Source organism: Kitasatospora sp. UYEF31, assembly GCF_057291755.1.
The window spans coordinates 1-22,271 of record NZ_JBXAWK010000026.1; the positions used below are offsets into that span (position 1 = coordinate 1).

Annotated in this window: 19 protein-coding genes; 5 read left to right on the top strand and 14 right to left on the bottom strand. The window is 68.9% G+C overall.

From position 1 onward, the window contains the following. Window positions 1-91: 91 nt before the first annotated feature. Window positions 92-982 (bottom strand): LLM class flavin-dependent oxidoreductase, encoded by an 891-nt coding sequence (locus AC0Z36_RS15165; RefSeq protein WP_485463392.1) that lies wholly within the window; start codon window positions 980-982, stop codon window positions 92-94. Between the two features lie 61 nt (window positions 983-1,043). Between AC0Z36_RS15165 and AC0Z36_RS15170 the strand changes: the two genes are divergently transcribed. Then, window positions 1,044-1,859, top strand: coding sequence for an HAD family hydrolase (locus tag AC0Z36_RS15170; protein WP_485463393.1), 816 nt, complete (start codon window positions 1,044-1,046; stop codon window positions 1,857-1,859). Between the two features lie 100 nt (window positions 1,860-1,959). Then, the gene (locus tag AC0Z36_RS15175; RefSeq protein ID WP_485463394.1) at window positions 1,960-2,982 is read left to right on the top strand and encodes a phosphotransferase; all 1,023 of its coding nucleotides are present in this window, start codon (window positions 1,960-1,962) and stop codon (window positions 2,980-2,982) included. A 59-nt stretch (window positions 2,983-3,041) separates the two neighbouring features. Here AC0Z36_RS15175 and AC0Z36_RS15180 read toward each other — a convergent pair whose 3' ends face one another. From AC0Z36_RS15180 to AC0Z36_RS15190, 3 genes are all read right to left on the bottom strand, one after another. Continuing rightward, a complete protein-coding gene (locus AC0Z36_RS15180) occupies window positions 3,042-4,727 on the bottom strand; it encodes a protein kinase domain-containing protein (protein ID WP_485463395.1) in 1,686 nt (561 codons plus the stop codon). Between the two features lie 744 nt (window positions 4,728-5,471). Next, a complete protein-coding gene (locus tag AC0Z36_RS15185) occupies window positions 5,472-6,635 on the bottom strand; it encodes a protein kinase domain-containing protein (protein WP_485463396.1) in 1,164 nt (387 codons plus the stop codon). Window positions 6,636-6,858: 223 nt separating this feature from the next. Further along, window positions 6,859-7,374 (bottom strand): bacterial proteasome activator family protein, encoded by a 516-nt coding sequence (locus AC0Z36_RS15190; protein WP_485463397.1) that lies wholly within the window; start codon window positions 7,372-7,374, stop codon window positions 6,859-6,861. A 511-nt stretch (window positions 7,375-7,885) separates the two neighbouring features. Between AC0Z36_RS15190 and AC0Z36_RS15195 the strand changes: the two genes are divergently transcribed. Together AC0Z36_RS15195 and AC0Z36_RS15200 are read left to right on the top strand one after the other, a co-directional pair. After that, window positions 7,886-8,575, top strand: a complete 690-nt coding sequence (locus tag AC0Z36_RS15195) for a transposase family protein (RefSeq protein ID WP_485463398.1) — start codon at window positions 7,886-7,888, stop codon at window positions 8,573-8,575. 440 nt (window positions 8,576-9,015) lie between these two features. Next, complete coding sequence (locus tag AC0Z36_RS15200; RefSeq protein WP_485463399.1) at window positions 9,016-9,651, top strand: hypothetical protein; 636 nt, start codon at window positions 9,016-9,018, stop codon at window positions 9,649-9,651. A gap of 60 nt (window positions 9,652-9,711) precedes the next feature. On the opposite strand, the gene AC0Z36_RS15205 is transcribed toward AC0Z36_RS15200, so the two are convergent. From AC0Z36_RS15205 to mobA, 10 genes are all read right to left on the bottom strand, one after another. After that, the gene (locus tag AC0Z36_RS15205; protein WP_485463400.1) at window positions 9,712-12,573 is read right to left on the bottom strand and encodes an FtsX-like permease family protein; all 2,862 of its coding nucleotides are present in this window, start codon (window positions 12,571-12,573) and stop codon (window positions 9,712-9,714) included. Beyond that, window positions 12,570-13,301, bottom strand: a complete 732-nt coding sequence (locus AC0Z36_RS15210) for an ABC transporter ATP-binding protein (protein ID WP_485463401.1) — start codon at window positions 13,299-13,301, stop codon at window positions 12,570-12,572. The genes AC0Z36_RS15205 and AC0Z36_RS15210 overlap by 4 nt, the downstream gene beginning before the upstream one ends. Next, on the bottom strand, window positions 13,301-13,894 hold the full coding sequence (locus AC0Z36_RS15215) for a PadR family transcriptional regulator (RefSeq protein ID WP_485463402.1): 594 nt from the start codon (window positions 13,892-13,894) through the stop codon (window positions 13,301-13,303). Before AC0Z36_RS15215 ends, AC0Z36_RS15210 begins: the two co-directional genes overlap by 1 nt. 185 nt (window positions 13,895-14,079) lie before the next feature. Next, on the bottom strand, window positions 14,080-14,859 hold the full coding sequence (locus AC0Z36_RS15220; protein ID WP_485463403.1) for a hypothetical protein: 780 nt from the start codon (window positions 14,857-14,859) through the stop codon (window positions 14,080-14,082). Between the two features lie 200 nt (window positions 14,860-15,059). Further along, a complete protein-coding gene (locus AC0Z36_RS15225; protein WP_485463404.1) occupies window positions 15,060-15,680 on the bottom strand; it encodes a hypothetical protein in 621 nt (206 codons plus the stop codon). 664 nt (window positions 15,681-16,344) lie between these two features. Further along, entirely contained in the window at window positions 16,345-17,325 is a 981-nt protein-coding gene (locus tag AC0Z36_RS15230; RefSeq protein ID WP_485463405.1) for an NAD(P)H-quinone oxidoreductase, read from the bottom strand. Window positions 17,326-17,384: 59 nt separating this feature from the next. Further along, on the bottom strand, window positions 17,385-18,539 hold the full coding sequence (locus AC0Z36_RS15235; RefSeq protein ID WP_485463406.1) for a potassium channel family protein: 1,155 nt from the start codon (window positions 18,537-18,539) through the stop codon (window positions 17,385-17,387). A gap of 69 nt (window positions 18,540-18,608) precedes the next feature. After that, on the bottom strand, window positions 18,609-19,772 hold the full coding sequence (locus AC0Z36_RS15240; RefSeq protein ID WP_485463407.1) for a molybdopterin molybdotransferase MoeA: 1,164 nt from the start codon (window positions 19,770-19,772) through the stop codon (window positions 18,609-18,611). A gap of 8 nt (window positions 19,773-19,780) precedes the next feature. Next, window positions 19,781-20,056 (bottom strand): DUF6457 domain-containing protein, encoded by a 276-nt coding sequence (locus AC0Z36_RS15245; protein ID WP_485463408.1) that lies wholly within the window; start codon window positions 20,054-20,056, stop codon window positions 19,781-19,783. Next, a complete protein-coding gene (gene mobA, locus AC0Z36_RS15250; protein WP_485463409.1) occupies window positions 20,034-20,636 on the bottom strand; it encodes a molybdenum cofactor guanylyltransferase in 603 nt (200 codons plus the stop codon). Before mobA ends, AC0Z36_RS15245 begins: the two co-directional genes overlap by 23 nt. 134 nt (window positions 20,637-20,770) lie before the next feature. On the opposite strand from mobA, the gene AC0Z36_RS15255 reads away from it, so the two are divergent. Then, a complete protein-coding gene (locus AC0Z36_RS15255) occupies window positions 20,771-22,216 on the top strand; it encodes a sugar porter family MFS transporter (protein WP_485463410.1) in 1,446 nt (481 codons plus the stop codon). Window positions 22,217-22,271 lie beyond the last annotated feature (55 nt).

Here is a 22,271-nt window from a genome sequence, read left to right on the forward strand (position 1 = left end):
CTTCGAGACGGCCGCCCTCATCCACCTCGCCGACTACCAAGAGTGATCAAGGCAGCCGGTGCGACCGGCAAAGGACTTCCGACGCGCTGCACTAGAGCGCCCGCACCTGTGCCAACCCTTCGCTGATGATCCGCTGGAACGCAGCCTCATCTGCGGCGAACTGAGTCTCCGGGATCGGCCGGTGCACCACCAGTTCCCCGATCCCCGCCTCCGCGTAGCGCCCGCACAGGTCCACGAAGGCGTCCACCGATTCGAGCGGGCGTTCGGGGAGGAAGCCGGTGAGCAGGATCCGGCCGAGCGTGGCCGGGTCGCGCCCCGCGTCCGTACAGGCCTTGTCCAGCCGTTCCTGCTGGCCCCGGACGGCAGCGAGCGCGTCCTCCGGAGTCGCCAACCGCTTGGGGTCCCCCGTCGTCACCCACTGCTGCCCGTAGGCCGCCGCGAGCCGCATCCCGCGCGGGCCGTTCGCCGCGACGGCGAACGGCAACCGGGGCCGCTGCACACAGCCGGGGATCATCCGGGCCTCGAACGCCGAATAGAAACGGCCTTCGTACGTGGTCGCGTCCGACGTCAGCAGCCGATCGAGCAGCGGGACGAATTCACCGAACCGGGCCGCGCGCTCCTTCGGGGTCCACTGCTCCTGGCCGAGCACCGTCGAGTCGAAGCCGTCGCCACCCGCGCCGATGCCCAGAGTCAGCCGCCCGCCGGAGATGTCGTCGATCGACATCACGTCCTTCGCGAGGGTCACCGGTTCGCGGAAATTCGGGTTGGTGACCAGGGTTCCAAGCCGCATCCGCGAGGTGACGGCGGCCGCCGCGGTCAGCGTCGGAACCGCGCCGAACCACGGCCCCTCGCGGAACTCAGCCCGCCACGAGAGGTGGTCGTAGGTCCAGGCCGAGTCGAACCCGGCTTCCTCCGCGCCCCGCCACTCCTGGGCGGCCTGCTGCCAGCGGTACACCGGGAGAATCACAATGCCGATACGCATCTGTCGACACTAGCCGGGGGGCTGCCTGTGCGCCGACCGGGCAGTCGGCGAAGATGGCCACGTGACGACGAACACAGCACCCCGCCTGGTGGCCACCGACCTGGACGGGACTCTCGTGCGGGACGACAGGACCATTTCCGACCGTACGGTCAACGCGCTCGAAGCGGTGGAGGCGGCAGGCGCCACCGTGGTCTTCGTGACCGGCCGCCCGGTCCGTTGGATGGACCAGGTCGCCACCGCCGCCGGAAACCACGGCCTGGCCATCTGCGCCAACGGTGCGGTCGTGTACGACATGCGCCGCGAAGAGGTCATCTCCACCCGGCCGATGGAGGTCGCGGTGGCGCTCCAGGTCGTACGGCTGCTGCGGGCCGGTTGTCCGGGCGTCGCGTTCGCGGTGGAGACCGGCGATTCGTTCGCCCACGAGCCGGGTTACCCCGCGTGGGAGAACGACCTCACCCCGCACCACCAAGTGGCCCCGGTGGAGGAGTTGCTGACCGGTCCTGCGGTCAAACTGCTCGTCCGGCACCCGACGTCCGACCCCGACACCTTCCTGAGTGAAGTCCGGCCGCTGATCGGCGGCCTGGTGGAGATCACCCACTCCAGCAAGGTGGCGGCACTCCTGGAGATCAGCGCGCTGGGCGTCAGCAAGGCGACGACGCTGGCCCTCTTCTGCGAGCAGCGCGGGATCTCCGCCGCCGAGGTGGTGGCGTTCGGCGACATGCCCAACGACCTGCCGATGCTGGCCTGGGCCGGGCAGGCCTACGCGGTGGCGAACGCCCACCCGGAGGTCCTGGCGGCGGTCGCGACGCATACCGGGAGCAACAACGAGGACGGCGTCGCGCAAGTCATCGAGAAGCTGTTCGACATTTCACCGTGATCCCGCCGGATGTGATCCTGTACGGCGTGATCCCGATCAGTACGTGACATGACCGGCTGGTGATCGAAAAATCCACGTCAGGTAAGCATAAAGTTACGGAGTGCTCACACCGCCTGGGGCAGTCAGGCCGGACTCACCGCTGGCCGCACTGCTGCGCCGCTATGCGCGGGTAGGTGCCGGAACCGGATTCCGCCCGGTGGTGACCGGGCTGCTCAACCGCGGCTACGAGGTCCGCACGACCCAGGGGCGCTGGTTCCTCAAGCACTACCTCGACCAGGACCCGGCGGCCATCACCTTCCAGCACCGGGTGACCGAACGCCTGGCCGGGCACGGACTGCCGGTGACGGCGCCCTGCCGGGACAGGTCGGGACAAACGACCGTGACCGTACGGGGACGGCAGTTCGCGTTGTACCCGTGGGTCGAGGGTCGCCACCGCTCCGGCACCGGCTTCGAGGTCCAGGACTGCGTCCGTCTGGGCGCACTCCTCGCCGACCTGCACGGCACCCTCAGCCGGCTGCTGCCGCCAGTGCAACAGCCGCTCCTGCTGCCCGCCACCGAAGCGCACGCGGCCCTGGCCAACGCCGACCGGCTGCTCGGCCATGTGCGGGCTCTACCCGTACGACATGACTTCGACGACCGCGCCGAGCAGCGCCTGACCGCGCGAAAGGCGCTGTTGCTCCGGCACCGGCACCGGCGGCCACCCGACCACGAAGCCCCGCACGTCGGCTATGTCCACGGGGACTTCCACCCGCTGAACGTCCTCTACCAGGACGCGGACCCGGTCGCTGTCCTGGACTGGGACCGGCTCGGCACCCTCCCCGACGCCGAGGAGGTAGTCCGCGCCGGGTTGCTGTTCTTCACCGACGGCGGCACCGGGACCCTCGATCTGACCAAGGTCCGGGCGTACGTCCAGGGCTACCGCGCGGTCCTCGACCCGGGCCGGGCGCAGCTGGCCGCCGCGGTGCACCGGTTGTGGTGGGAGCGGCTCAACGACCTCTGGATGCTGGAGCGGCACTACTTCGTGCGGAGTCCGCACTGCGGCCGGAAGTTCCTGCTGCGCGACGCCCTGTTGGTGTGGTGGACCGAGGCGTACGACACGGTGCTTGGCGCTTTTCTGGAGTGAGACGCGGAACGGCCCTCCGGGACTGTGTGCCGGAGGGCCGTTCGGTGCGGATCGGGGTGTTACGGCTTGTCCGGGGGCGACTCTTTGGGCTCGACGGGCGGGGAGGCCGGTGGCGTGACCGGCTGGGTGACCGGCGGACTGGCCGGGGGCGTAGTCGTGCCGCTGGTACTGCCGGTCGTGCTGCCCTTGGTGCCAGTCGCCGTCGACGGGGGGTTCGACGGCTTGTTGCTCACCGGCGGCGCACCGGTCTGCCCGGCGGTCGTGTCGTTGTGGGCGGTGGACCCCGGGCTCGGAGTGGTTGTCTGGCCTGGGGATTTCTTCGTGTTGGTAACCGGCGGGACGATTTCCCCGCTGCTGCCGCCCCACGGAGCCGGGCCACCACCCTGCGCGCCCGGTGTCCCGACGGGAGCCGAGTTCACTACACCTGTCGGGATTTTCTTATCCGTCTTGTCGTTCCCCTTGTCGCTCATCGCCTGCGCGATGAACCACGCACCGACGACGACCAGGATCACGCCCAGCGCGACTAGCGCGTAGAACGGCGCGCCCTTGCGCTGGTGGTCCCGGTCGTCCTGCTGCCTGCGCGGCAGCGGGACGGCGGCGATGTTCGCCCGGGAGTCGTCGTGCCGGGTCGGCAGGATCGGCGAACCGTCTATCGGCGTGCCCCTGCGCTGCGACGGCGACTGCCGCGGGATCGCCTCGGTCGCACCGGTTTTGTACGGCTGCTGCCCCGGACTGGTCGCGGACGTGCCCGTGCTCGCCGCGGCGGCGGCGGGCGCCCAGGCGGGGACGTGGTTGCCGGTGCCGGTACGCGGCGACTGGGCCGGCCCGCGGGTGGCCGTGCCACCGAACGCCGCCGCGACCTGCTGGCCGTGCATCGCCCGCCGGATGTCCATCCGCATTTCGTCGGCGCTCTGGTAGCGGTGGTCCGGGTCCTTGGCCAGCGCCTTCAGTGCGATGGCGTCCAGGTTCACCGGCACCCGGGCGTCGATCGACGACGGTGGGCGCGGCTCGTCCTGGACGTGCTGGTAGACGACCGACAGCGGCGTGTCGCCGTTGAACGGCGGACGCAGGGCGAGCAGTTCGTAGAGCATGCAGCCGGTTGAGTACAGGTCGCTGCGGGTGTCCACGGTGCGGCCGAGCGCCTGCTCCGGGGAGAGGTACTGCGGGGTGCCCATGACCATGCCGGTGGCGGTCATCGTGGTGGCCGCGCTGTGCAGGGCGCGGGCGATGCCGAAGTCCATCACCTTGACCGCGCCGGCGTCCGTGATGATCACGTTGGCCGGTTTGATGTCCCGGTGGATGATGCCGCTGCGGTGGCTGTACTCCAGCGCTTCGAGCACACCTTCAGTGATGTGCAGCGCCTGCTCCAGCGGTATCGCGTCTTCGCTCTCGTTGAGCACTTCGCGGATGGTCCGGCCGTGGACGCACTCCATGACGATGAAGGGCAGCAGTTCGCCGTTGACGAGGTCCTCGCCGGTGTCGTAGACCGACACGATGGCGGGGTGGTTCAGGGAAGCCGCGTTCTGCGCCTCGCGGCTGAACCGGGAGCGGGCGACGGGGTCCTGCGCGAGGTCTGCGCGCAGTGTCTTGACCGCGACGGTCCGGCCGAGCCGGACGTCGCGGGCCATGAACACCTCGGCCATCCCACCGCGGCCGAGCCGTCCGCCCAGTTCATAGCGCCCTTCACCGACGGTGTGGGCCGCAGAACCGTCTTCTCGCTCGTCCTGGCGTGGCTGCTCAGCCATCACTCCTCAGTCCCTCGCCAACGTGATCGGGGCGGGCCGTACGGAAACGGCCGCGCTGTTCTTTTCCACCCGCAGTTCCGACGCCTGCCCGCTTCCGCGGAGTTCACCGCGGGTCTCAGCAGTGGCAGCGCCGGGCTCCATGGGGAAAAACGGGACACCGTGAACGCCAGGACGCCGACAGTGCGCGGGCACCCGGGGAACAGGGCCGTGCGTACGGCGTACGTGGTGCGCATGACGCGGTCGGGCAGTGCAGCGGTGGTACGAGCGCATGAGCGGCCACGCCGAGGAACACGTCTGCCCAACGACAGTGTGCCCGCAAAGGCACGGGCTGAGGGTCCGTTGTGTCCGCCCGGGAGCTGCCCCCGGACCTTCGGCTGGAAACCGGAACCGTCGGCCTTCAGTGTGACGCAGTGATCACCGGGGCGGTTCCCCGCGCTCCGGCCGTCGCGTGGTCTCAGGACGTGTCCCGGGAGCACAGCACCGTCGCGCATCGGACCGCCCCCTCACGCCCACCGACGGGCGCGGCCGGGCATTCGTGTGTGTTGGTGTGCCTTCGAGTCTTCGCACGTGGCACCCAGGGCGTCAAGCAGGCCGACCGGCCGATCGGCGACAGGGGACCGGTGTCCGACGGCTCGAAGTCGTCCGCAAGATTACCGGACGCACCATCACCCGACCTGTGCAGTACAGATATCCGTAAGCATGTCGGAGCGAACCGGCCGGATACCGGGTGCGACGCCGTAACTTTCAGTGCAGCAGCAGGAACAGAAGTGCGACCACGGTCACACACGCACCCACCGCGGCGAGCGTCAACTGACCGGTCGCACCAAAGCGGGAAGTCTGCCGACCGCGTCCGGTCTTCAACACCGTTCGGCCGCTCTTGAACACCGCCCGACCGGTCTTCGGCGCCGCCCGTCCGGCGGCCCGGTGCCGGGTCTGGGCCGGCAGCCCGCGGTTGCGGACCCGCCCGCCGGAACGGTGCCGGCTCGGCGACGCCCCTCCGGGTCCCCCGGCGGCCAGCAGCTCGTCGCGGCCGCCGTTCTCAGTCCTGGCCAGGATCCGGCCGACCCCCTCGCGCATCTGCGCGGCCGTGCCGTACCGCAGCCGGGGGTCCTTGCGCAGCGCGTGCAGCACCACGTCGTCCACCGCCCCGGGAATGCCGCGCTGCCGGGCCGACGGGCGCACCGGCTCCTCGCGGACGTGCCGCTGCGCGACGCTCATCAGATCGTCGTCGTCGAACGGCGGAGCGCCGGTGAGGATCTCGAACAACAGACAGCCGACTGAGTAGAGGTCGCTGCACGGAGTCGCCGGCTGCCCGAGCGCCTGTTCGGGTGAAAAGTAGTGCGGAGTGCCCATGACCCGGCCCGCCGCGGTGATCGACGGCATGCCGTCGTCGAGCGTGCGGGCGATCCCGAAGTCCATGACCTTGACCGCGCCGTCGGAAGCGACCATCACGTTCGGCGGCTTGATGTCCCGGTGCACGATCTGCGCGTCGTGGCTGTATTCCAGCGCGTCCAGGATCCTGGCGGTCACCGCCAGTGCGCGCCGCCACGGCATGGGCCCTGACTCGTCCAGGAGCTCCCGCAGGGTGTGTCCGTGGACCAGCTCCATGACCATCCACGGCACGGGCCCCGACGGCGTCTCGTCCTCGCCCGTGTCGTAGACCGACACGATCGACGGGTGGTTGAGCGGGGCGACGCTCGCCGCCTCCCGGGCGAACCGCTCCCGGGCGATGTCGTCCATCGCCAGGTCGATGCGCAGGAGTTTGACCGCGACCACGCGGTCCAGTGCGGAGTCGTACGCCTGGTAGACCATCGCCATGCCGCCGCTGCCGAGACGCTGCTCCAGGCGGTAGCGGCCTTCGGACAGGGTGTCGATTCCGTACCCGGACCTGCTCCGAGACTTCGCCACGCCACCCCTTGTGTTCTGTTCTGCGCTGCTCTTTACGGAACTGTTCTGTTCTGAAGCTGTTCTGCACAGAAGCTGTTCTGAAGCTGTTCTGTTCTGAAGCTGTTCTGTTCTGAAGCTGTTCTGTTCTGAAGCTGTTCTGCACGGCTCGCCGTAGACGAAATTCCGCCGCGTACGGCCCCATCATGCCGGGGAAGTACGCGGCGGAACTCCAACCGTCCGCGCTCTACAGGTACGGCCCTGAGGTCGACTGACCGCCGGACTGCGTCTGTGTGCCGGGCGGCAGCGCCCGGCGCATCGTCTCCAACTGGGCGCGGGCCGCCATCTGCTGGGCGAACAGTGCTGTCTGTATCCCGTGGAACAGTCCTTCAAGCCAGCCGACGAGCTGCGCCTGCGCGATGCGCAGCTCCGCGTCACTCGGGATCGAATCGTCGGTGAACGGAAGCGACAGGCGCTCCAGCTCCTCGACGAGTTCGGGCGCGAGGCCCTTCTCGAGTTCCTTGACCGACTGGTGGTGGATGTCCTTGAGCCGGACCCGGCTGGCCTCGTCGAGAGGAGCCGCGCGGACTTCTTCGAGCAGCTGCTTGATCATGCTGCCAATCCGCATGACCTTCGCCGGCTGCTCGACCATGTCGGCCACCGAGGTCTCCCCGGCTGGTCCACCGCCCACAGCCATCCCATCGGGACCGATGATGATGACCTGCGGGCCTTCGCCCTGTGCTTCGTTGCTCGGCACGTCCATGCCCCCATCTTTATGCACACCCCAGGCGTCCCGCCCGTCAGGTTCCGGATCAGCTGCGATCCATGAACAGGCTCAGGAGCGGAACGCCCGGTTCCTCACCAATAGGTATGACTTACCCCGCACAGGGACAAATGACCGCTTCGACGGCGTCGGAATCGCACTCCCACTCCTGGTCGCATCCGTCACCGCCGACCGGAACCAACGTGACCTGCGCCACAAGACGGCACTCCGGGGTCACGCGGAAACTCACGTCATAGCACTTCAATTCAAGTCAAGATCAGACAATGAGGGTTATTCAGAATGCCTCCGGTGAGGCAGCGAACACCGGTCCTTGATCCGCGGAACCGCAACGGCAACAGCCCCACACCTGCTACGACTTGAGTGTTGAGATCGAGTCGAACGGGGGCGGGGCTGTTGAGGTTCAAGCTTACCTCGAAACTGTCGGACACGGAGCTGGAGAGCCTGGTGGCGGGGGTGGCCGAAGTCCTGGACCGTCCCTGGTCGTCCGGACGTGGGCGGCCCCGGGCGTTGGTCCCTGTCCGCGGCGGTCGAGGTCACGGTGATCTATCTACGGCGAAACCTCCCCGAGGAGGTGATCGCCGATATGTACGGTGTCGCGCAGGCGACCGTCTCGCGTGTCGTCACCGCGCTGACGGGACCGATCGCCGCGGTGACCCGGGCGCTGGTGCCGACGCCGGCGGACGCCGCGGAACACATCAGAGGTGGGATCGCCCTGGTGGACGGCACGTTGGCCCCGGTGTGGAGTTGGGCCGGGCACCCCCGGTTGTGGGCGGGGAAACACAAGACCACCGGGTTCAACGTCCAGGTCGTCACCGACCGCACCGGAGCGGTCCTCTACGTTGGTGAGCCGGTGGAAGGGTGCGCCCATGACATGCGGGCGCTGAGGGAGACCCCCGTCGAGGCACTGTTGGCCCTGGCCGGGACGGTGATCGCGGACAAGGGTTACATCGGTGTCGGGTACCTCACCCCACGCCGCAAACCGGAGGGTGACGAACTCACCACCGCCGACCAGGCCTTCAACAACGAGGTCAGCCGCCTCCGTGTCCCGGTCGAACGCGCCATAGCCAACCTGAAGGTATGGAGGGTGCTCCACACCGACTATCGCCGCCCCCTGGAGACCTTCCTCGAAACCTTCCACGCGGTCATCGGCCTGTACTTCCTTCAACAGACTTCTGAATAACCCTCATCGGCTGGGCCGTTTCCAAACTAAGTGCCCGGTATGTACTCCATGCGCGAAGAAGTGGAGACCCGGCGCGCCTGATCGCCGCACGGACCACAGCGACCCAACCTGGTCGTGTAGTTCGCATAACCGCGGCACTTGTAATCGGCATCGGTATGATCGGGCAATCCCAGCTGATCATCAGTTGGATGGCAAAGGGCTCCGGTGATATGGAACAACTCCGGACTACTGAAGGCCGGACTATGGCACTCATCCAGGCAAACGGACGGTCCCCACTCGAAGAATTCCGCGCCGCCCTACCTCAAGGCAGCCATGTGATCTCCTTTGGCCGAGCAGACAGTGCAATCAGCGGTCCGTCATCGGTCCGTCTCATCCAAGCACCATGCCCCGATCTACAAGCACTTCGGCTTCCCTGCCCGCCAACCAGTCAGATCGCTTCAGTGGACTACCACAATCTGGACCGCCGGTACCGGAAGATCAGTTTCGACAGATTCGGCCCCATCCCGGCCGAAATACGTACCGGACAACTCGCCAAGCTCGAACCAAACGGTTCGCTGTATCTCACCGTCTTCACGTCAGACGGAAAGCCATTGGATATCCCCGCGATCAAGCGCGCCGCACACACTCAACTCAGCGTTAAGGCCAATGTATTGCCTCTTGCTGAATCCGGCGGCAGCGCGTTTGTGAACGGTTACCATGCACGCTGGCTCCCGTTCCTGGCAACCATCGGGGCCCTGACCTTGCTGTTTTCCATGCTGGTCACCGCTCTCTCGGAGTTCCACCAGTTCAGCAAGAGCCTGGCTCCACTGGCCGTGCTCACCGGCCGGACCAACCTGTTCCGTGATACGGCGGCCTGGGCACTCGGCGCACCCATCGCCATTGCCGGCGTTGTGGCCGTACTCACTCACGTCGCGCTAGCTCAGCCCATGCTTTACGGCACATACGGAGCGGACCTGTCCTGGGGTCTCATCCTCACCATGCTCGCCGTGACTGGTGCCATGACGGTGGGAACCATCTGGGTTGGAGGCCGTATTGCCCTCCGGCGAAGCGAAGCCTGGCGACCACGCGCCGACTGAAGACGCAGGGCCGTGTCCAGCACCGTGCTGGACACGGCCCTCTCGGCTGACGTGCGCGACCTACCCCGTACGGCCGCGAAGGACCGTCTTTGAGCGGGTCAGTACACCGGCGAGGAGCGCGGCGAGGAGCGGCAGGCCCACCAGGGCCAGGCCGAGGGCGGGCCACGGGATCACCACGGGTGTCACTTCACGGCCGTAGTTGCCGATCACGTTCGCCAGGGTCTCCTGCTGACCCCACCTGATGGTCACCGAAGTGACGATTCCGGCCAGCACGCCCAAGATCGTGCCGAGCAGCGCGACCGTCGCGCTCTGGAAGGCCGAGAACGTACGGCGCACCGTCGGCGGGGCGCCGACCGCGCCGAGGGTGTTGAGATCCCGCTGCGAGTCGGCCAGCGCCAGCCCGGTGGCGACACCGGACGCACCGAGGGCGATGATCCCGGCGAACAGCGTGAGCATCAGGAGGATGACGTTCGGCTTGCCCTGGAACCCCCGCTCGACGTGCAGGGAGTCGTCCGGCAGGGCAGCGGCGATTTTCTGCTCCACGGCCTCGGACGGCGTCTTCGCCGGGCTGTACAGCACACCCCGCTCAGCAGTCTCCATTCTGAACCTGCGGGCCGCGGTTTCCCCGAGGAAGGCGCTGTACACCGGGAACGGGGCGGCGACGGCGATTCCCGGGATCTTAGTGATCACCGGTTCGTTCGACTTCTCCGGCAACGCGGCGCCCGGCGCCGAACCCGGGGACTCGATCGTGCTGACGGAGACCTCAACCATCCCGTCCACCACGTAGAGCGGGTCCGTGACGACCGCCCCGCCGGAGGCCAGGACCTTCTCGATCCGGGGATCGTCGGCGCCAGTCACCGCTTGGACGGTCCGCGCGTCGCCGACCAGGGTCGACGGATACCTACCGCCCCTGGACCTCTGCTCTGCGCAACGGGGGTCGTTCTGGAACTTCTGGACAGCACCCGGACCCTGAGCAGACTCTCCTTGCCACAACGGACATTGCTGGGACTTGGGCAACACCACCGACTGCACGACACACGGTTTTCCCGGCTGCGGAGAGCAGTTGGAATCCCCGGCCCGCAGGACCAGGCCCTCGACCCCGGGGAGCAGCGGGTCGACGATGGACCGCACTCTCGCGGCTTCGCCGACGGCGGCCGCGCCCCCTCCGGGGGGCCCTGGTTGCTCCAGGTTGATGTACACCTGCCCGTCCCTGGCACCGGCCATGTAGCTGTTCCGGTCGGACTGTTCGTTCCCGGCCATGAACACCGCGGCGGCGGTCGCACCGGCCACCGCCGCCATGATCGCGGCCACGGCGGGTGCCGTACGGGGTCGGTTGCGCGCCGCGTCCCGCAGGGCGAGGCGCGGGCCGAGCGGCAGGAACCGGGCGATCCTCCCGGCCATGCCGACCAGGGCCGGACAGCAGGCGACCAGGCCGAGTTCGCCGATGATGATGCCGAACAGCAGGATGTTCTGATCCCGTTTGCTGACTGCTCCGTAGTAGGCCAGCGCTCCACCGCCCAGGGCGGTCAGCGCGCCGAGGACCGGCATCACACGCGATCCCTTCCTGACTCCCCGACGGCCCGTCAACGAGGCGACCACGCTCTCCCGCGCGGCGAGGACGGCCGGGACCAGTGCCGCCAGGACCCCGACCAACAGGCCGACCAGCGCGATGCCGAGCATCTCGGTGGGCCGCAGGTCGATCCGGCCCATCTCCTTGCCGGCCTGGTCGGTGAACCAGGGGCGGAGGAACACCGCGGCGACCGTGCCGAAGACGATTCCGACGACTCCGGCGGCCACGCCGAGCACCACGCCGTCCGCCAGCACGATCGACCCGATCTGCCGTCGGCTGCCGCCGACGACCCCGACCAGGCCCAGTTCACGGCGGCGGCGGCGGGCGCCGACCGCAAAGGCGGGCCCGGCCAGGAGCACCATCTCCAGGAGCCCGAGTCCGACGGCGAAGACGGCAAGCGACAGCATTTTGTCGTTGATCAGCAGACCTAGGCGGCCCTCCGGGCTGAACTGGTAGTACGGCACCTGACTGTCCGGCGGCGGGTCCAGCATCACCTGCCGGGAAGTCACGGTCAGGCCGCGCTTGTTCGCTTCCAGAACCATCGGCCAGTTGATCGCCGCCTTGGTCTTGACCAGCAGGGACAGATGGTGGGAGGCGACCGCCATGTCACCCCTCGACAGCAGCTGGGCGATCAGTGCGCCAGGCTTTGCCAGCACTGTCCTTTCCTGCAACTTGTCGGGCAGGTCCGCCGTACCGACGATGCGGAACGCTTTCCCGGTGACCTGCTCGGTGAGGCTGTCACCTATCCGGTAGCCACCGTCCTTGAGGAACGCGGTGGTCACCGCGACCTCACCGGTCGTCTCCGGCGCGCGCCCCTTGCGCTGGCGGATGATTCCGGAGGACAGCGGATCGGTGTACTCGAACTCCCGGAACATCACCTGGGTGCGGCCATGGGCGGTGCTCACCGTGGCCATGGCGGACTCGTCGACGACTGCGCCCGCCACCCCCGGCACGCCCGACCTCAGCGCGTCGGCGGTCGGCAGCGACGGTCGCGGCTCCCCGGTGGGCGACCCCGGGTTGAGCGGCGGGGCATCGGGCGATACCGAACCAGCCGGCGCTTGCGGGTTTGCGGGCTGCGTGCTCGTCGGGGCCTGCCTCGAATCCGAGCCGTCAGGCTTCTGCAGGATCGCCCCACCGCCGACGGAACCACTCAGCTCCGCGTCGGCCCGGCCCAGCTTCCGGGAGACCTTCTCATCCGGGTCCAACTGCGCGCTGCGGTACGTGACATCGGCCGCCACCATGCCCAGGACCGGCAGCATGATCATGGCGATGATCAGCGCGCTGCGGCCCTTGGCCCGCCACGCCGACCGGCGGGCGATCCGCAGTGCCGCCCGCCAACTCGACAGGCTCACCTGGACCCGCCCTGGGTCAGCAGCGACTCGGCTTCGTCCGTACGCGTGTCGTCGACCATGCGCCCGTCGCGCAGGAACACTATGCGGTCGGCCCAGGCCGCGTGCCGGGCCTCGTGGGTGACCAGCACCCCGGCCGCACCCGCGTCGCACCGGGCTCTCAGCACCCGCATCACCGACTCGCCGGTGGCCGAGTCGAGCGCCCCCGTCGGTTCGTCGGCGAGCACCAGGCGTCGGTCCCCGACCAACGCCCGCGCGATGGCGACCCGTTGCTGCTGGCCGCCTGACATGTCATCAGGAAATCTGTCGGCCAGTTCCCGTACGCCGACTTCTTCCAGGGCCGCGTGCGCCGCCACCCGGGCCCTCCTGGCTGACGTGCCGTCAAGCTCCAACGGCAGCGCGACATTTTCAGCCGCGGTCAGCGCCGGGATGAGATTGAGGTCCTGGAAGACGTAACCGATACTGCGCCGCCGCAGTGCCGCGAGCTGCCGCTTGTTGAGCGAGCCCAGGACACTGCCCTCGACCACCACTGAACCGCCGCTGGGGTTGTCCAGTCCGCCGGCGAGCATCAGCAGCGTGGACTTGCCCGAGCCGGACGGGCCCATGACGGCGAGGAGTTCGCCGGGCCGTACGGAAAGACTCACACCGTCCAGAGCCTGCACGGCGGTCTCACCGGTGCCGTGCGTCCGGCTCAGATCCCGGAGTTCCAGCACAACGTTCATGGCATTCATCACTTGCCTCCACGCAGTCGGGTCCGCAGTGACAGCGGCCGGTCAGCCTTTCCCAACAACGGCTGCGCCACGGGTGCCCGCACCGCGCGCTGGGCCAGTCGGGCTTCGCAGTGGTCCAGCCAGCGGACTTCAGCTTCCGCCTGGAACACCAGGTTTTCGAGTACGAGCTGCCAGGCGAGATCGTCCGCCGTGGTCCGGACCTTCAGGCGGGTGTAGTCCTGCAGGGCCTTGAGGGTGTGGGCGCGCTGGGTCTGGACGACCGCGGACACGTCCACACCGGGCACCGTGACGGCCATCGCCAGTTTGATCGCCAACTCGTCGCGGGGCGGGTTGGTCCGGGAGACCGGCGCGTTGAACCAGCCGGAGAGTTCCGCCCGGCCCAACTCGGTGATCTTGTAGAAGACGTGGCCTTCGGGGTCCTCACCGTCGGGCTCGACCAGCCCGTCGCGGTCAAGGCGGCCTAGGGTCGTGTAGACCTGACCCACGTTCAGCGGCCAGGTGGAGCCGGTGCGGTCCTCGAATTCGGCGCGCAGCTGATAGCCGTAGCGCGGCCCCTGTTCCAGGAGCGCGAGCAGTCCATGCTTGATCGACATACTGAGTATGTATACCGAGTATGTCGCAGCTTGCCAAGTCGAATCAGTTGTCGATCACCGGGAGTTCCGGGGAGTCGCGGGGAGTCGCGGGGAGTCCCGGGGAGTCCCGGGAGGTCCATCGAGGTCCGTCGAAGTCCGTCGAAGTCCGCCGAAGTCCGCCGAAGTCCATCGACGTCTGGGAAGCCTCAGGCACACTTCACGTCGACGGTGAACGGCTTCGTCTGTGCCGTGGCCGACGGCTGCATGATGCGCATCTGCACCGTGCCCCTGACCCGCGTGCCACTCGTCCTGACCCCGACCGGCCAGGGGATCGCCATGGTCAACTGCCGCGGCCCGCTCCCGAGGACCGGCAGCATGTCCACCGGCCAGGCCCGCTGGCCGTCGAAGACCCACTGGAAGACGATGTCGCCCACACCGCCGTCGAACATGACCGTGGCGGCCAGGATGATTTCGTCCCGGCCGTCGCAGCGCACCAGCGCGCCTTTGCCGCGGTCACTGCTGACGACGACCCGGGTGACCCGCATCCGCGGCTCAGGCAGCGGGCTCACGGGATTCTCGACGGCATCCGGAGTGGCGATCGGAATCGGGAAGCCCGGGTCGGCAAAAGGCAGCGTCGGCCTAGCCGGCAAGGTCGTCTGGGGGGTCGTTCGCGGTGTCGCGGTGACGGTCCTCAGCACGGTCTCGGTGCTTGTGGGCGGGTGTGGCACAACCGTCCCCGGGGCCAACGCCCCCACTGCGGGGGATGGTCCGGGCGCGGGTGTGGTGAGCGACGGGGACTTCCTGGGCAGCCGTTCATCAGCGGGCAGGGGGAGGTCCTTCGCCCACGGGGACGCGGCGTCCTGGCGTCCGGCACCAGTGGTGTCCCCGCCGGACCCGTTGAGCAGGCACAACATGACGATGATGGCCAGGGCGATCAACGGCGGGCCGAGCGGTATGCGCCGCATCATCTTGCGGACGCCCCACATCGCACCCTCCCTTCGCCGGGTCTGCGGCAATCCCCACTGTTGCGCGGGAAGATATCGCGGCGTCAAATCTGCCGCACCCGTCGAGGGTGCCCAGTCCACGCCCGATGCACCAGACCGCACACGTGGTACGGACTCTGGCACGAACCAGAATGACGGAACAGGTTGACCTGAATACGGTACGCGGCCGCGCTGACGGCGGCTTACTTGTGAGCACTGACGAAAAGGTTGGCCTGATCACATCGTCGGCGCGCGAGCCGGACGAGCAGTCCGCCGACACCGACCAAACCGGCACCGGCGGACAGTCCAAGGGGGAGATCCGCAGGTCCGGTGACGGCCAGCAGCTGTGGTCCGACCACTGACGACTGCTCTTCTTCGAGGAGGTACCACGCCGAGATCCGACCACCGGACCGAATGACGAACACCCCGGGCCGACCGCCGGGGAGGACTTCCGCGCCCCAGGAGGCGATGGCGTCCAGTGCTTCCCGGTTCCCCCGCAGTACGAGTTCCCGGTCGACGGTCAGGACGGCCTGCCCGGATTCGTCGGTGACCGGCTGCGCGCCGTAGCGCGACAGCCGTTCCAGAAGCAGGTTCCAGGACGCCTGGGAGGGATTGTCGGAGTCGGTGGCGGCCGTGCGGTCGGAGCGAAGACCGCGCTCCGCGCGGAATGACGACGGCGTACGGCCTTGCGGCGGCGACAGGCGCACACCGTCGGGCTGCCGCAGCAGACGGGGCCGGGCCGGGCCGGGCTGCGTCGGCGGGGCCTGGACTGGCTGTGGATGAGGTTGCGGCAACGCGGGCTCGCGCGGGGTGGCGGGCGGCACAGCAGATGGCGCAGCGGGCTGCTCGACCGCGGCAGGCGGCGGGGGCAACGCGGCGGGCTCAGCCGCGGGCACCACCGGACGGACGTGCGGCTGCTGCTGAGACTGCTGTGGTTTCTGCGGCCGGCCCGGCTGCTGGGAAGGTTTCTGCGGCGTGTGCGGTCGCGGGGCCGCGACGGCTGAAATCCCGTACGGCATTGAAGGCGTGGACGGCAGGAAGGGAACCTGCGCCGTCGACCGGGCGGCCACGACAGGCCTGTCCGTCCCAGTCGGGATTGGCGGACTGGCGGAGGACGGCGTCATGCACAGCCCCGGCAGCAGGGCGAGGGCCAACCCGGAAAAGCACATCAGGGCTCACCCCCTCCCCATCGCCAGCCACCCGCGGCGGACACGCACCCCGTGCATGGAGCGGGCCGCCGCGGGTGGTCACCGTTCTTCCACGACGGACACTAAGCGACGGATCATATCGGTCAAAGCCTGACATTCGTCACAATCTTTAGATCATCCGAATGCCACAGCGCTCGGGCCTGGAAAGCCCAGCCCCGCGACCTGACGCCGGCAGGCCGCAAAACCGCCGGATTCCAGGCCGACAGGCCGTCACGCCCGCGCCGTCACGCCCGCGCCGTCACGCCCGCGCCGTCACGCCCGCGCCGTCACGCCCGTGACCTCAGGACACCGACAGCAGCACCTTGCCGACGTGCTCCCCCGCCTCGACGACCCGGTGCGCCTCCGCTGCCTCCGCGACGGGCAGCACCCTGTCCACCACCGGCTTGATCCGGCCGTCGGCCACCAGCGGCCACACGTGCTCGCGCACTGCGGCCACGATCGAGGCCTTCTCCCCCAGCGGACGCCCACGCAGCGACGTCGCCGCGACCGCGGCCCGCTTGGTCAGCAGCTTGTTCAGGTCGAGCTCGCCCTTGCGGCCACCCTGCAGGCCGATGACGACCAGGCGGCCGTTGACGGCCAACGCGTCCACGTTGCGGTCGAGGTACTTCCCACCCATGTTGTCGAGGATGACGTCCACACCAGTCCCGCCGGTCGCCTCCTTGACCCGGGCGACGAAGTCGTCGTCCCGGTAGTTGACCGCGAGTTCGGCGCCCAGTTCGCGGCAGCGCTCCAGCTTCGCCGGGGAGCCCGCCGTGGTGAACACCCTGGCCCCGGCCGCGCGGGCCAGTTGGATGGCCATGGTGCCGATGCCGCTCGCCCCGCCGTGCACGAGGAAAGTCTCGTTCTCACCCAGGTGCGCGACCATGAACACGTTGGACCACACCGTGCAGGCCACTTCGGGCAGCCCGGCCGCCGTCACCAGGTCCACGCCCTCGGGCACGGGCAGCAGCTGCCCGGTCGGCACCCGGACGAACTGCGCGTAGCCGCCACCGGCCAGGAGCGCGCACACTTCGTCGCCCACCGCCCAGCCGGTCACGCCGTCGCCGAGCGCCGCGATCCGGCCGCTGCACTCCAGACCGAGGTACGGGGCGACCCCCGGCGGCGACGGGTAGAAGCCCTGCCGCTGCATCAGGTCGGCCCGGTTGACGGCGGTGGCGACCACCTCGACCAGCACCTCACCGGCTTCCGGCCGCTCGTCGGGGACTTCGGCCCATGTCAGGTTGTCGGGACCGCCGGGTTCGGTGAACGTGATGGCATACATGCAACCCACACTAAGTCCGCGCGTCAGCGCGGGCCCGGCGGTAGATCTCCAGCGGCCTCCTACGCGCCCGTGTCCACATCCGGCTCGGACATCGTCTTGATCACGACAAGACGGTCCCCCGCCTGCAGCATCCCGCACTCCGACGAGTCGTGCCTGAGCATCCGGTGCCCCCGGACGACCGCCACCACCAGATCCTTGACCCCGGTGACCGGCTTGCCGACATCGCGCTTGTCCACCGGCCGCTCGACCAGGTCCATGCCTTTGCCGTAGTGCAGGAGGTCCTCGACGACCTCGCCCACGTTCGGGCTGAGCAGCGACACCCCGAGCAGCCGCCCGGCGGCGCTCGCCGTGGTGATGACCGAGTCGGCCCCCGACTGCCGGATCAGCGGAGCGTTCTCGTCCTCACGGACCGCCACCACCGTCCAGGCCTTGCGGTTGACCTGACGCGCGGTCAAGGTGACCAGCGCGGCCGTAGCATCCTTGTTGACCGCCACGATGATGTTCTTCGCGCGTTCCAGCTCGGCGCGACGCAGCACTTCGGCCCTGGTGGCGTCGCCGGTGATCACGACCAGGCCGTCCGCGTTGGCCTGAGCCGCCGTGTCGGGCTCACCGTCGACAATGACGATCTTGTCCTTCGGCACGCCCTGGGCAAGCAGCGTGTGTACGGCGCTGTAGCCGGTGGTGCCGTATCCGACAACGACGGTGTGATCGCGCAAGGTCTTCCTCCAACGGGAGAGCCGCCAGTCCTCCCGGGTGCGTTCGGTGAGGACTTCGAGGGTGGTACCGACCAGGATGATCAGGAAGACCACCCGCAGTGGCGTCACGACCAGCACGTTCACCAGGCGGGCGCCGTCGCCGGTCGGGGCGATGTCGCCGTAGCCGGTGGTCGAGAGGGTGACGGTGGCGTAGTACACCGAGTCCAGGAACGACACGTGCTTGTCGTACGCGTCGCTGTAGTGGTCCCGGTCGACGTACACCACCATGATCGTCAGGAACAGGACGAACAGGGCCATCGCCAGCCGGCGCAGCACCTGCTTCAGCGGTCCCGGGCGTTCGTGGGGGAAGTTGACGGACGCCCCGGACTGCCCGGCGGCGCTTGAGCGGTCGCGTTTGCCGTACGGCAGCGACGGACGGGTGACCATCGGGCGGGCCACCGTGCCGGTGGGTCCGCGGCGCTGCGGGCCGTCGTCCTCGGCCGTGCGTCCGGTCCTCATCGGGGCACCTTGTCTCCGACAGTGCGCACGGTGCTCATCGCAGCACTCCCCCGGCCGTACGTCCGGCCTTCACCGGGGCACCTCAAGGACCTGGGCGTGCTCCCCCGCCCGCAGGCCGCCGGGCGGGACGACGGCCAGGCCGTCGGCCAGCGCCAGGCCGCGCAGCATCGCGGGTCCGGTGAACGGGAGGAGCTGATCAGCGAGTACGGGCACGAGACGAGTGTCCTGTATATGTCCTGAAATATCATCACCAAATTGGATCCGGCGTGGCTTCGGGTCAGATCGTGCGGCAAGGCGGCGCAGCAACGGCAGCCCGAGCGTGACCATCCCGGCCACCGCGGCGAGCGGGTTCCCCGGCAGGCCGACCACGAATCTTCCCGGGGTCGGCGGGCCGCCAGGCTGACCACCCGGCACCGTCGCCAGGACCATCGGGTGACCAGGCCGTACGGCGACTCCGTCGACCAGCAGGTCGGCCCGCAGTTCGCGCAGGAGCCCGTGCACGTGGTCCACCGGGCCGCCGGCCGTGCCGCCGGTGGTGATCAGGACATCCGCGCGGGAGGCCTCGACCGTGCGGCGCAATTCGTCGAGGGTGTCGCCGACCCGGCGGACCCGCAGCAGGTCCACGCCCTCCGCCCGCAGCCACGGGGTCAGCAGGGGCCCGAGGGCGTCCCTGATCCGGCCGCCCCCCGGCCGGCCTGCGTCCAGGAGTTCGTCACCGAGGACCAGGAGCTCGACCCGCGGCCGGTCCACCACGGTCAGTTCGTCGTATCCGGCGGCGGCGGCGAGCCCGATGGCGGCCGGGGTCAGCCGGGTGCCGGCGGGCAGCAGTTCGTCGCCGGTCCGGCACTCCTTGCCGCGCCAGCGGATATCGGTCCCCGGCTGCAGCTCCCCGTGGGTGGCGAACAGCAGTCGCGCGTCGACCTTGCCGTGTTCACTGCGCAGCACTCCGGTGGCCCCGTGCGGCAGCCGGGCGCCGGTGGCGATCTCCGTCGCCCGCCCGTCGGGCAGGTCGTCGGGGGAGTCCCCGGCGAGCACCCGGCCGTGTATCCGCCACGGTCCTGGCCCGGCCACGGCCCAGCCGTCCATCGCGGAGGTGTCGAAGGACGGCAGGTCGATGAGCGCGGGCAGCGGCCGGGCCAGGGTGTGGCCGACTGCGTGGTGCAGCGCGCGGACGACGGCGGGCAGCGGCCGGGCAGCGGCGCGGGCGACAGCCCGCGCCTGGTCCCAGTCCATGTCCTGGTTCACTCCGGACCGCGCCCGCTGCGGCGCAGCTCTGCTTCTCCGTCAGCCAGTTCGACGGCCTTTGCCAGTGCCTGGGCCACCGCCTGCTCTCCGCCGCCGTTCATCGCCGCCGCGTACCCGACCAGGAATGCCGTCAGCGGTGCGGCCGGGCGCTGGACGTTGTGTGCGGCCGTCCGGGTCATGTCGAGCAGTCCTTTGACGTCGATGTCGAGCTCGACGCCGAGCGCGGCCTTGACGGTGCCGAGCCACTCTTCAAGCCCGTTGATCTCCTGCACGGTGGGTGTCCTCTCCGAGTGTGGTTTGCGCTTTTTGTACATCGCCCCAGGTGTCGCAGTCGAACGCGGCACCGGTCCAGTCCGGTACGCGGACGATCCGGAGTCCTGCGACGACCCGGCGCAGGGGTTTTCCGTGGGGTTCACCGAGGTCGGCGGTCCGCTGTCTAAGGACGTTTGTACGGTATGCAGCCAGCAGGTACTGCTCACGCCCTCCGGCGTCGACCAGAAGCGCACCGTCCGCATCGCCGACCGCTGCCACCAGGCCTTCGACCACGGCTGCGGTGACAAACGGCAGGTCGGCCGCGAGCACGACAACAACCTCCGCCCGCACGTGTGGCAGCGCTGCGGCGAGCCCGGCCACCGGGCCGCCGCCGGGTGGGTCCTCCCGTACCCAGGTCACGTCTTGAACCGCGGCCGGAAGCGGCCGGCGCTCCCCCGCGACCACGGTCAGGCCCGCCCCCGTACCGGCCGTGACGGCGCTCTCCAGGAGCGACCGGCCGCCGACCCGCAGGCCGGGCTTGTCGATGCCGCCGAGGCGGCGTGCGCCGCCGCCGGCCAGGACCACCACGTCGTAGCTCATGTGCACGACACGAGTATCACCAGCGGGCGCGGGGCAGACGCCAACCAATAGGATCAACTAAATGCCATAAAAATTAGCAATTCGGGCAAAGCATCAACCCTACCCCGTCTGTCTGTCAGCCATCAGGAGTGAGTGTGAGCAACACACGACCCGCGTCCGCAGTTCCGGGCAAAGCGCCCAGCGTCCCACCCGAACACCTGGCCCACGTCGTCTTCATCGCCGCCGCCGCAGCGATCGGCGGTTTCCTGTTCGGCTACGACAGCGCCGTGATCAACGGCGCGGTGCCGGCGATCCGGGAGAAGTTCGACATCGGTGGCCTCGCGCTCGGCCAGGTGATCGCCATCGCGCTGATCGGCTGTGCCCTCGGCGCGACCCTGGCCGGCCGGCTGGCCGACCGGATCGGCCGCATCCGGGTGATGCAGATCTCCGCCGTGCTCTTCGCGGCCAGCGCGATCGGTTCCTCGCTGCCGTTCGCCCTGTGGGACCTCGCGGTCTGGCGCTTCATCGGCGGTATCGCCATCGGCATCGCCTCGGTGATCGGCCCGGCCTACATCGCCGAAGTCGCGCCGCCCGCCTACCGCGGTCGGCTCGCGTCCTTCCAGCAGATGGCGATCGTGCTCGGCATCGCCGTCTCCCAGGTGGTCAACTGGGGTATCAACGAGGCGGCCGGCGGCACGGAGCGGGGGAAGCTCGGCGGTCTGGAGGCCTGGCAGTGGATGCTGATGGCCTGTGTGGTCCCGGCGCTCTTCTACTTCATGTTCTCGATGATGATCCCCGAGTCGCCGCGGTTCCTGGTCCAGTCGGGCCGTGACGAGCAGGCCGCCAAGGTGCTGCGCGAGGTCGAGGGCGACGGCATCGACGCGGACGCCCGGATCACCGAGATCCGTTCGCTGATGGCCTCCGACAAGAAGCCGTCCTTCAGCGATCTGCGGGGTCCGTCCTTCGGTCTGCTGACGGTGGTGTGGATCGGCATCGGGATGGCCGTGTTCCAGCAGTTCGTCGGCATCAACGTGATCTTCTACTACTCGAACTCGCTGTGGCAGTCGGTGGGCATCGACACCAGCAACTCGCTGCTGATCAGCCTCTCCACCTCGATCATCAACATCATCGGCACGATCATCGCGATGACCTTGATCGACAAGATCGGCCGCCGGCCGCTGGCGTTGATCGGCTCGGCCGGTATGACGCTCGCCCTCGGTGTGACGGCCATCGCGTTCGCCCAGGCGACGACCACCGGCAGCGGTGATGACAAGAAGGTGACCCTCGACTCCCCCTGGGACGTGGTGGCGATCATCTCCGCGCACTCGTTTGTGCTCTTCTTCGCCCTGTCGTGGGGTGTCGTCCTGTGGGTGCTGCTCGGAGAGTTCTTCCCCGCGCACATCCGCGCCTCGGCGATCGGTGTCGCCACCGCCGCGAACTGGCTCGCCAACTGGGCGATCACCGCGTCGTTCCCGTCACTGTCCGACTGGAGCCTGTCGGGTTCGTATGTGATCTACACGGTCTGTGCCGCGCTGTCGTTCGTCTTTGTGAAGAAGTTCATCACCGAGACGAAGGGCATGCGCCTGGAGGACATGGGCTGAGAGACCACCCGTGTCGGGCCTGTACAGAAGTCCCCTTCGGAGATCGTTAAGGGGG

What these genes read in the sequence shown, in the direction of transcription:
- AC0Z36_RS15215 (WP_485463402.1), bottom strand. Translation starts at nt 13,894, where the DNA reads ATGTCGATCAAGCATGGACTGCTCGCGCTCCTGGAACAGGGGCCGCGC.
- mobA (WP_485463409.1), bottom strand. Translation starts at nt 20,636, where the DNA reads ATGAGCTACGACGTGGTGGTCCTGGCCGGCGGCGGCGCACGCCGCCTC.
- AC0Z36_RS15210 (WP_485463401.1), bottom strand. Translation starts at nt 13,301, where the DNA reads ATGAATGCCATGAACGTTGTGCTGGAACTCCGGGATCTGAGCCGGACG.
- AC0Z36_RS15165 (WP_485463392.1), bottom strand. Translation starts at nt 982, where the DNA reads ATGCGTATCGGCATTGTGATTCTCCCGGTGTACCGCTGGCAGCAGGCC.
- AC0Z36_RS15230 (WP_485463405.1), bottom strand. Translation starts at nt 17,325, where the DNA reads ATGTATGCCATCACGTTCACCGAACCCGGCGGTCCCGACAACCTGACA.
- AC0Z36_RS15180 (WP_485463395.1), bottom strand. Translation starts at nt 4,727, where the DNA reads ATGGCTGAGCAGCCACGCCAGGACGAGCGAGAAGACGGTTCTGCGGCC.
- AC0Z36_RS15240 (WP_485463407.1), bottom strand. Translation starts at nt 19,772, where the DNA reads ATGGACTGGGACCAGGCGCGGGCTGTCGCCCGCGCCGCTGCCCGGCCG.
- AC0Z36_RS15190 (WP_485463397.1), bottom strand. Translation starts at nt 7,374, where the DNA reads ATGGACGTGCCGAGCAACGAAGCACAGGGCGAAGGCCCGCAGGTCATC.
- AC0Z36_RS15220 (WP_485463403.1), bottom strand. Translation starts at nt 14,859, where the DNA reads ATGTGGGGCGTCCGCAAGATGATGCGGCGCATACCGCTCGGCCCGCCG.
- AC0Z36_RS15235 (WP_485463406.1), bottom strand. Translation starts at nt 18,539, where the DNA reads ATGAGGACCGGACGCACGGCCGAGGACGACGGCCCGCAGCGCCGCGGA.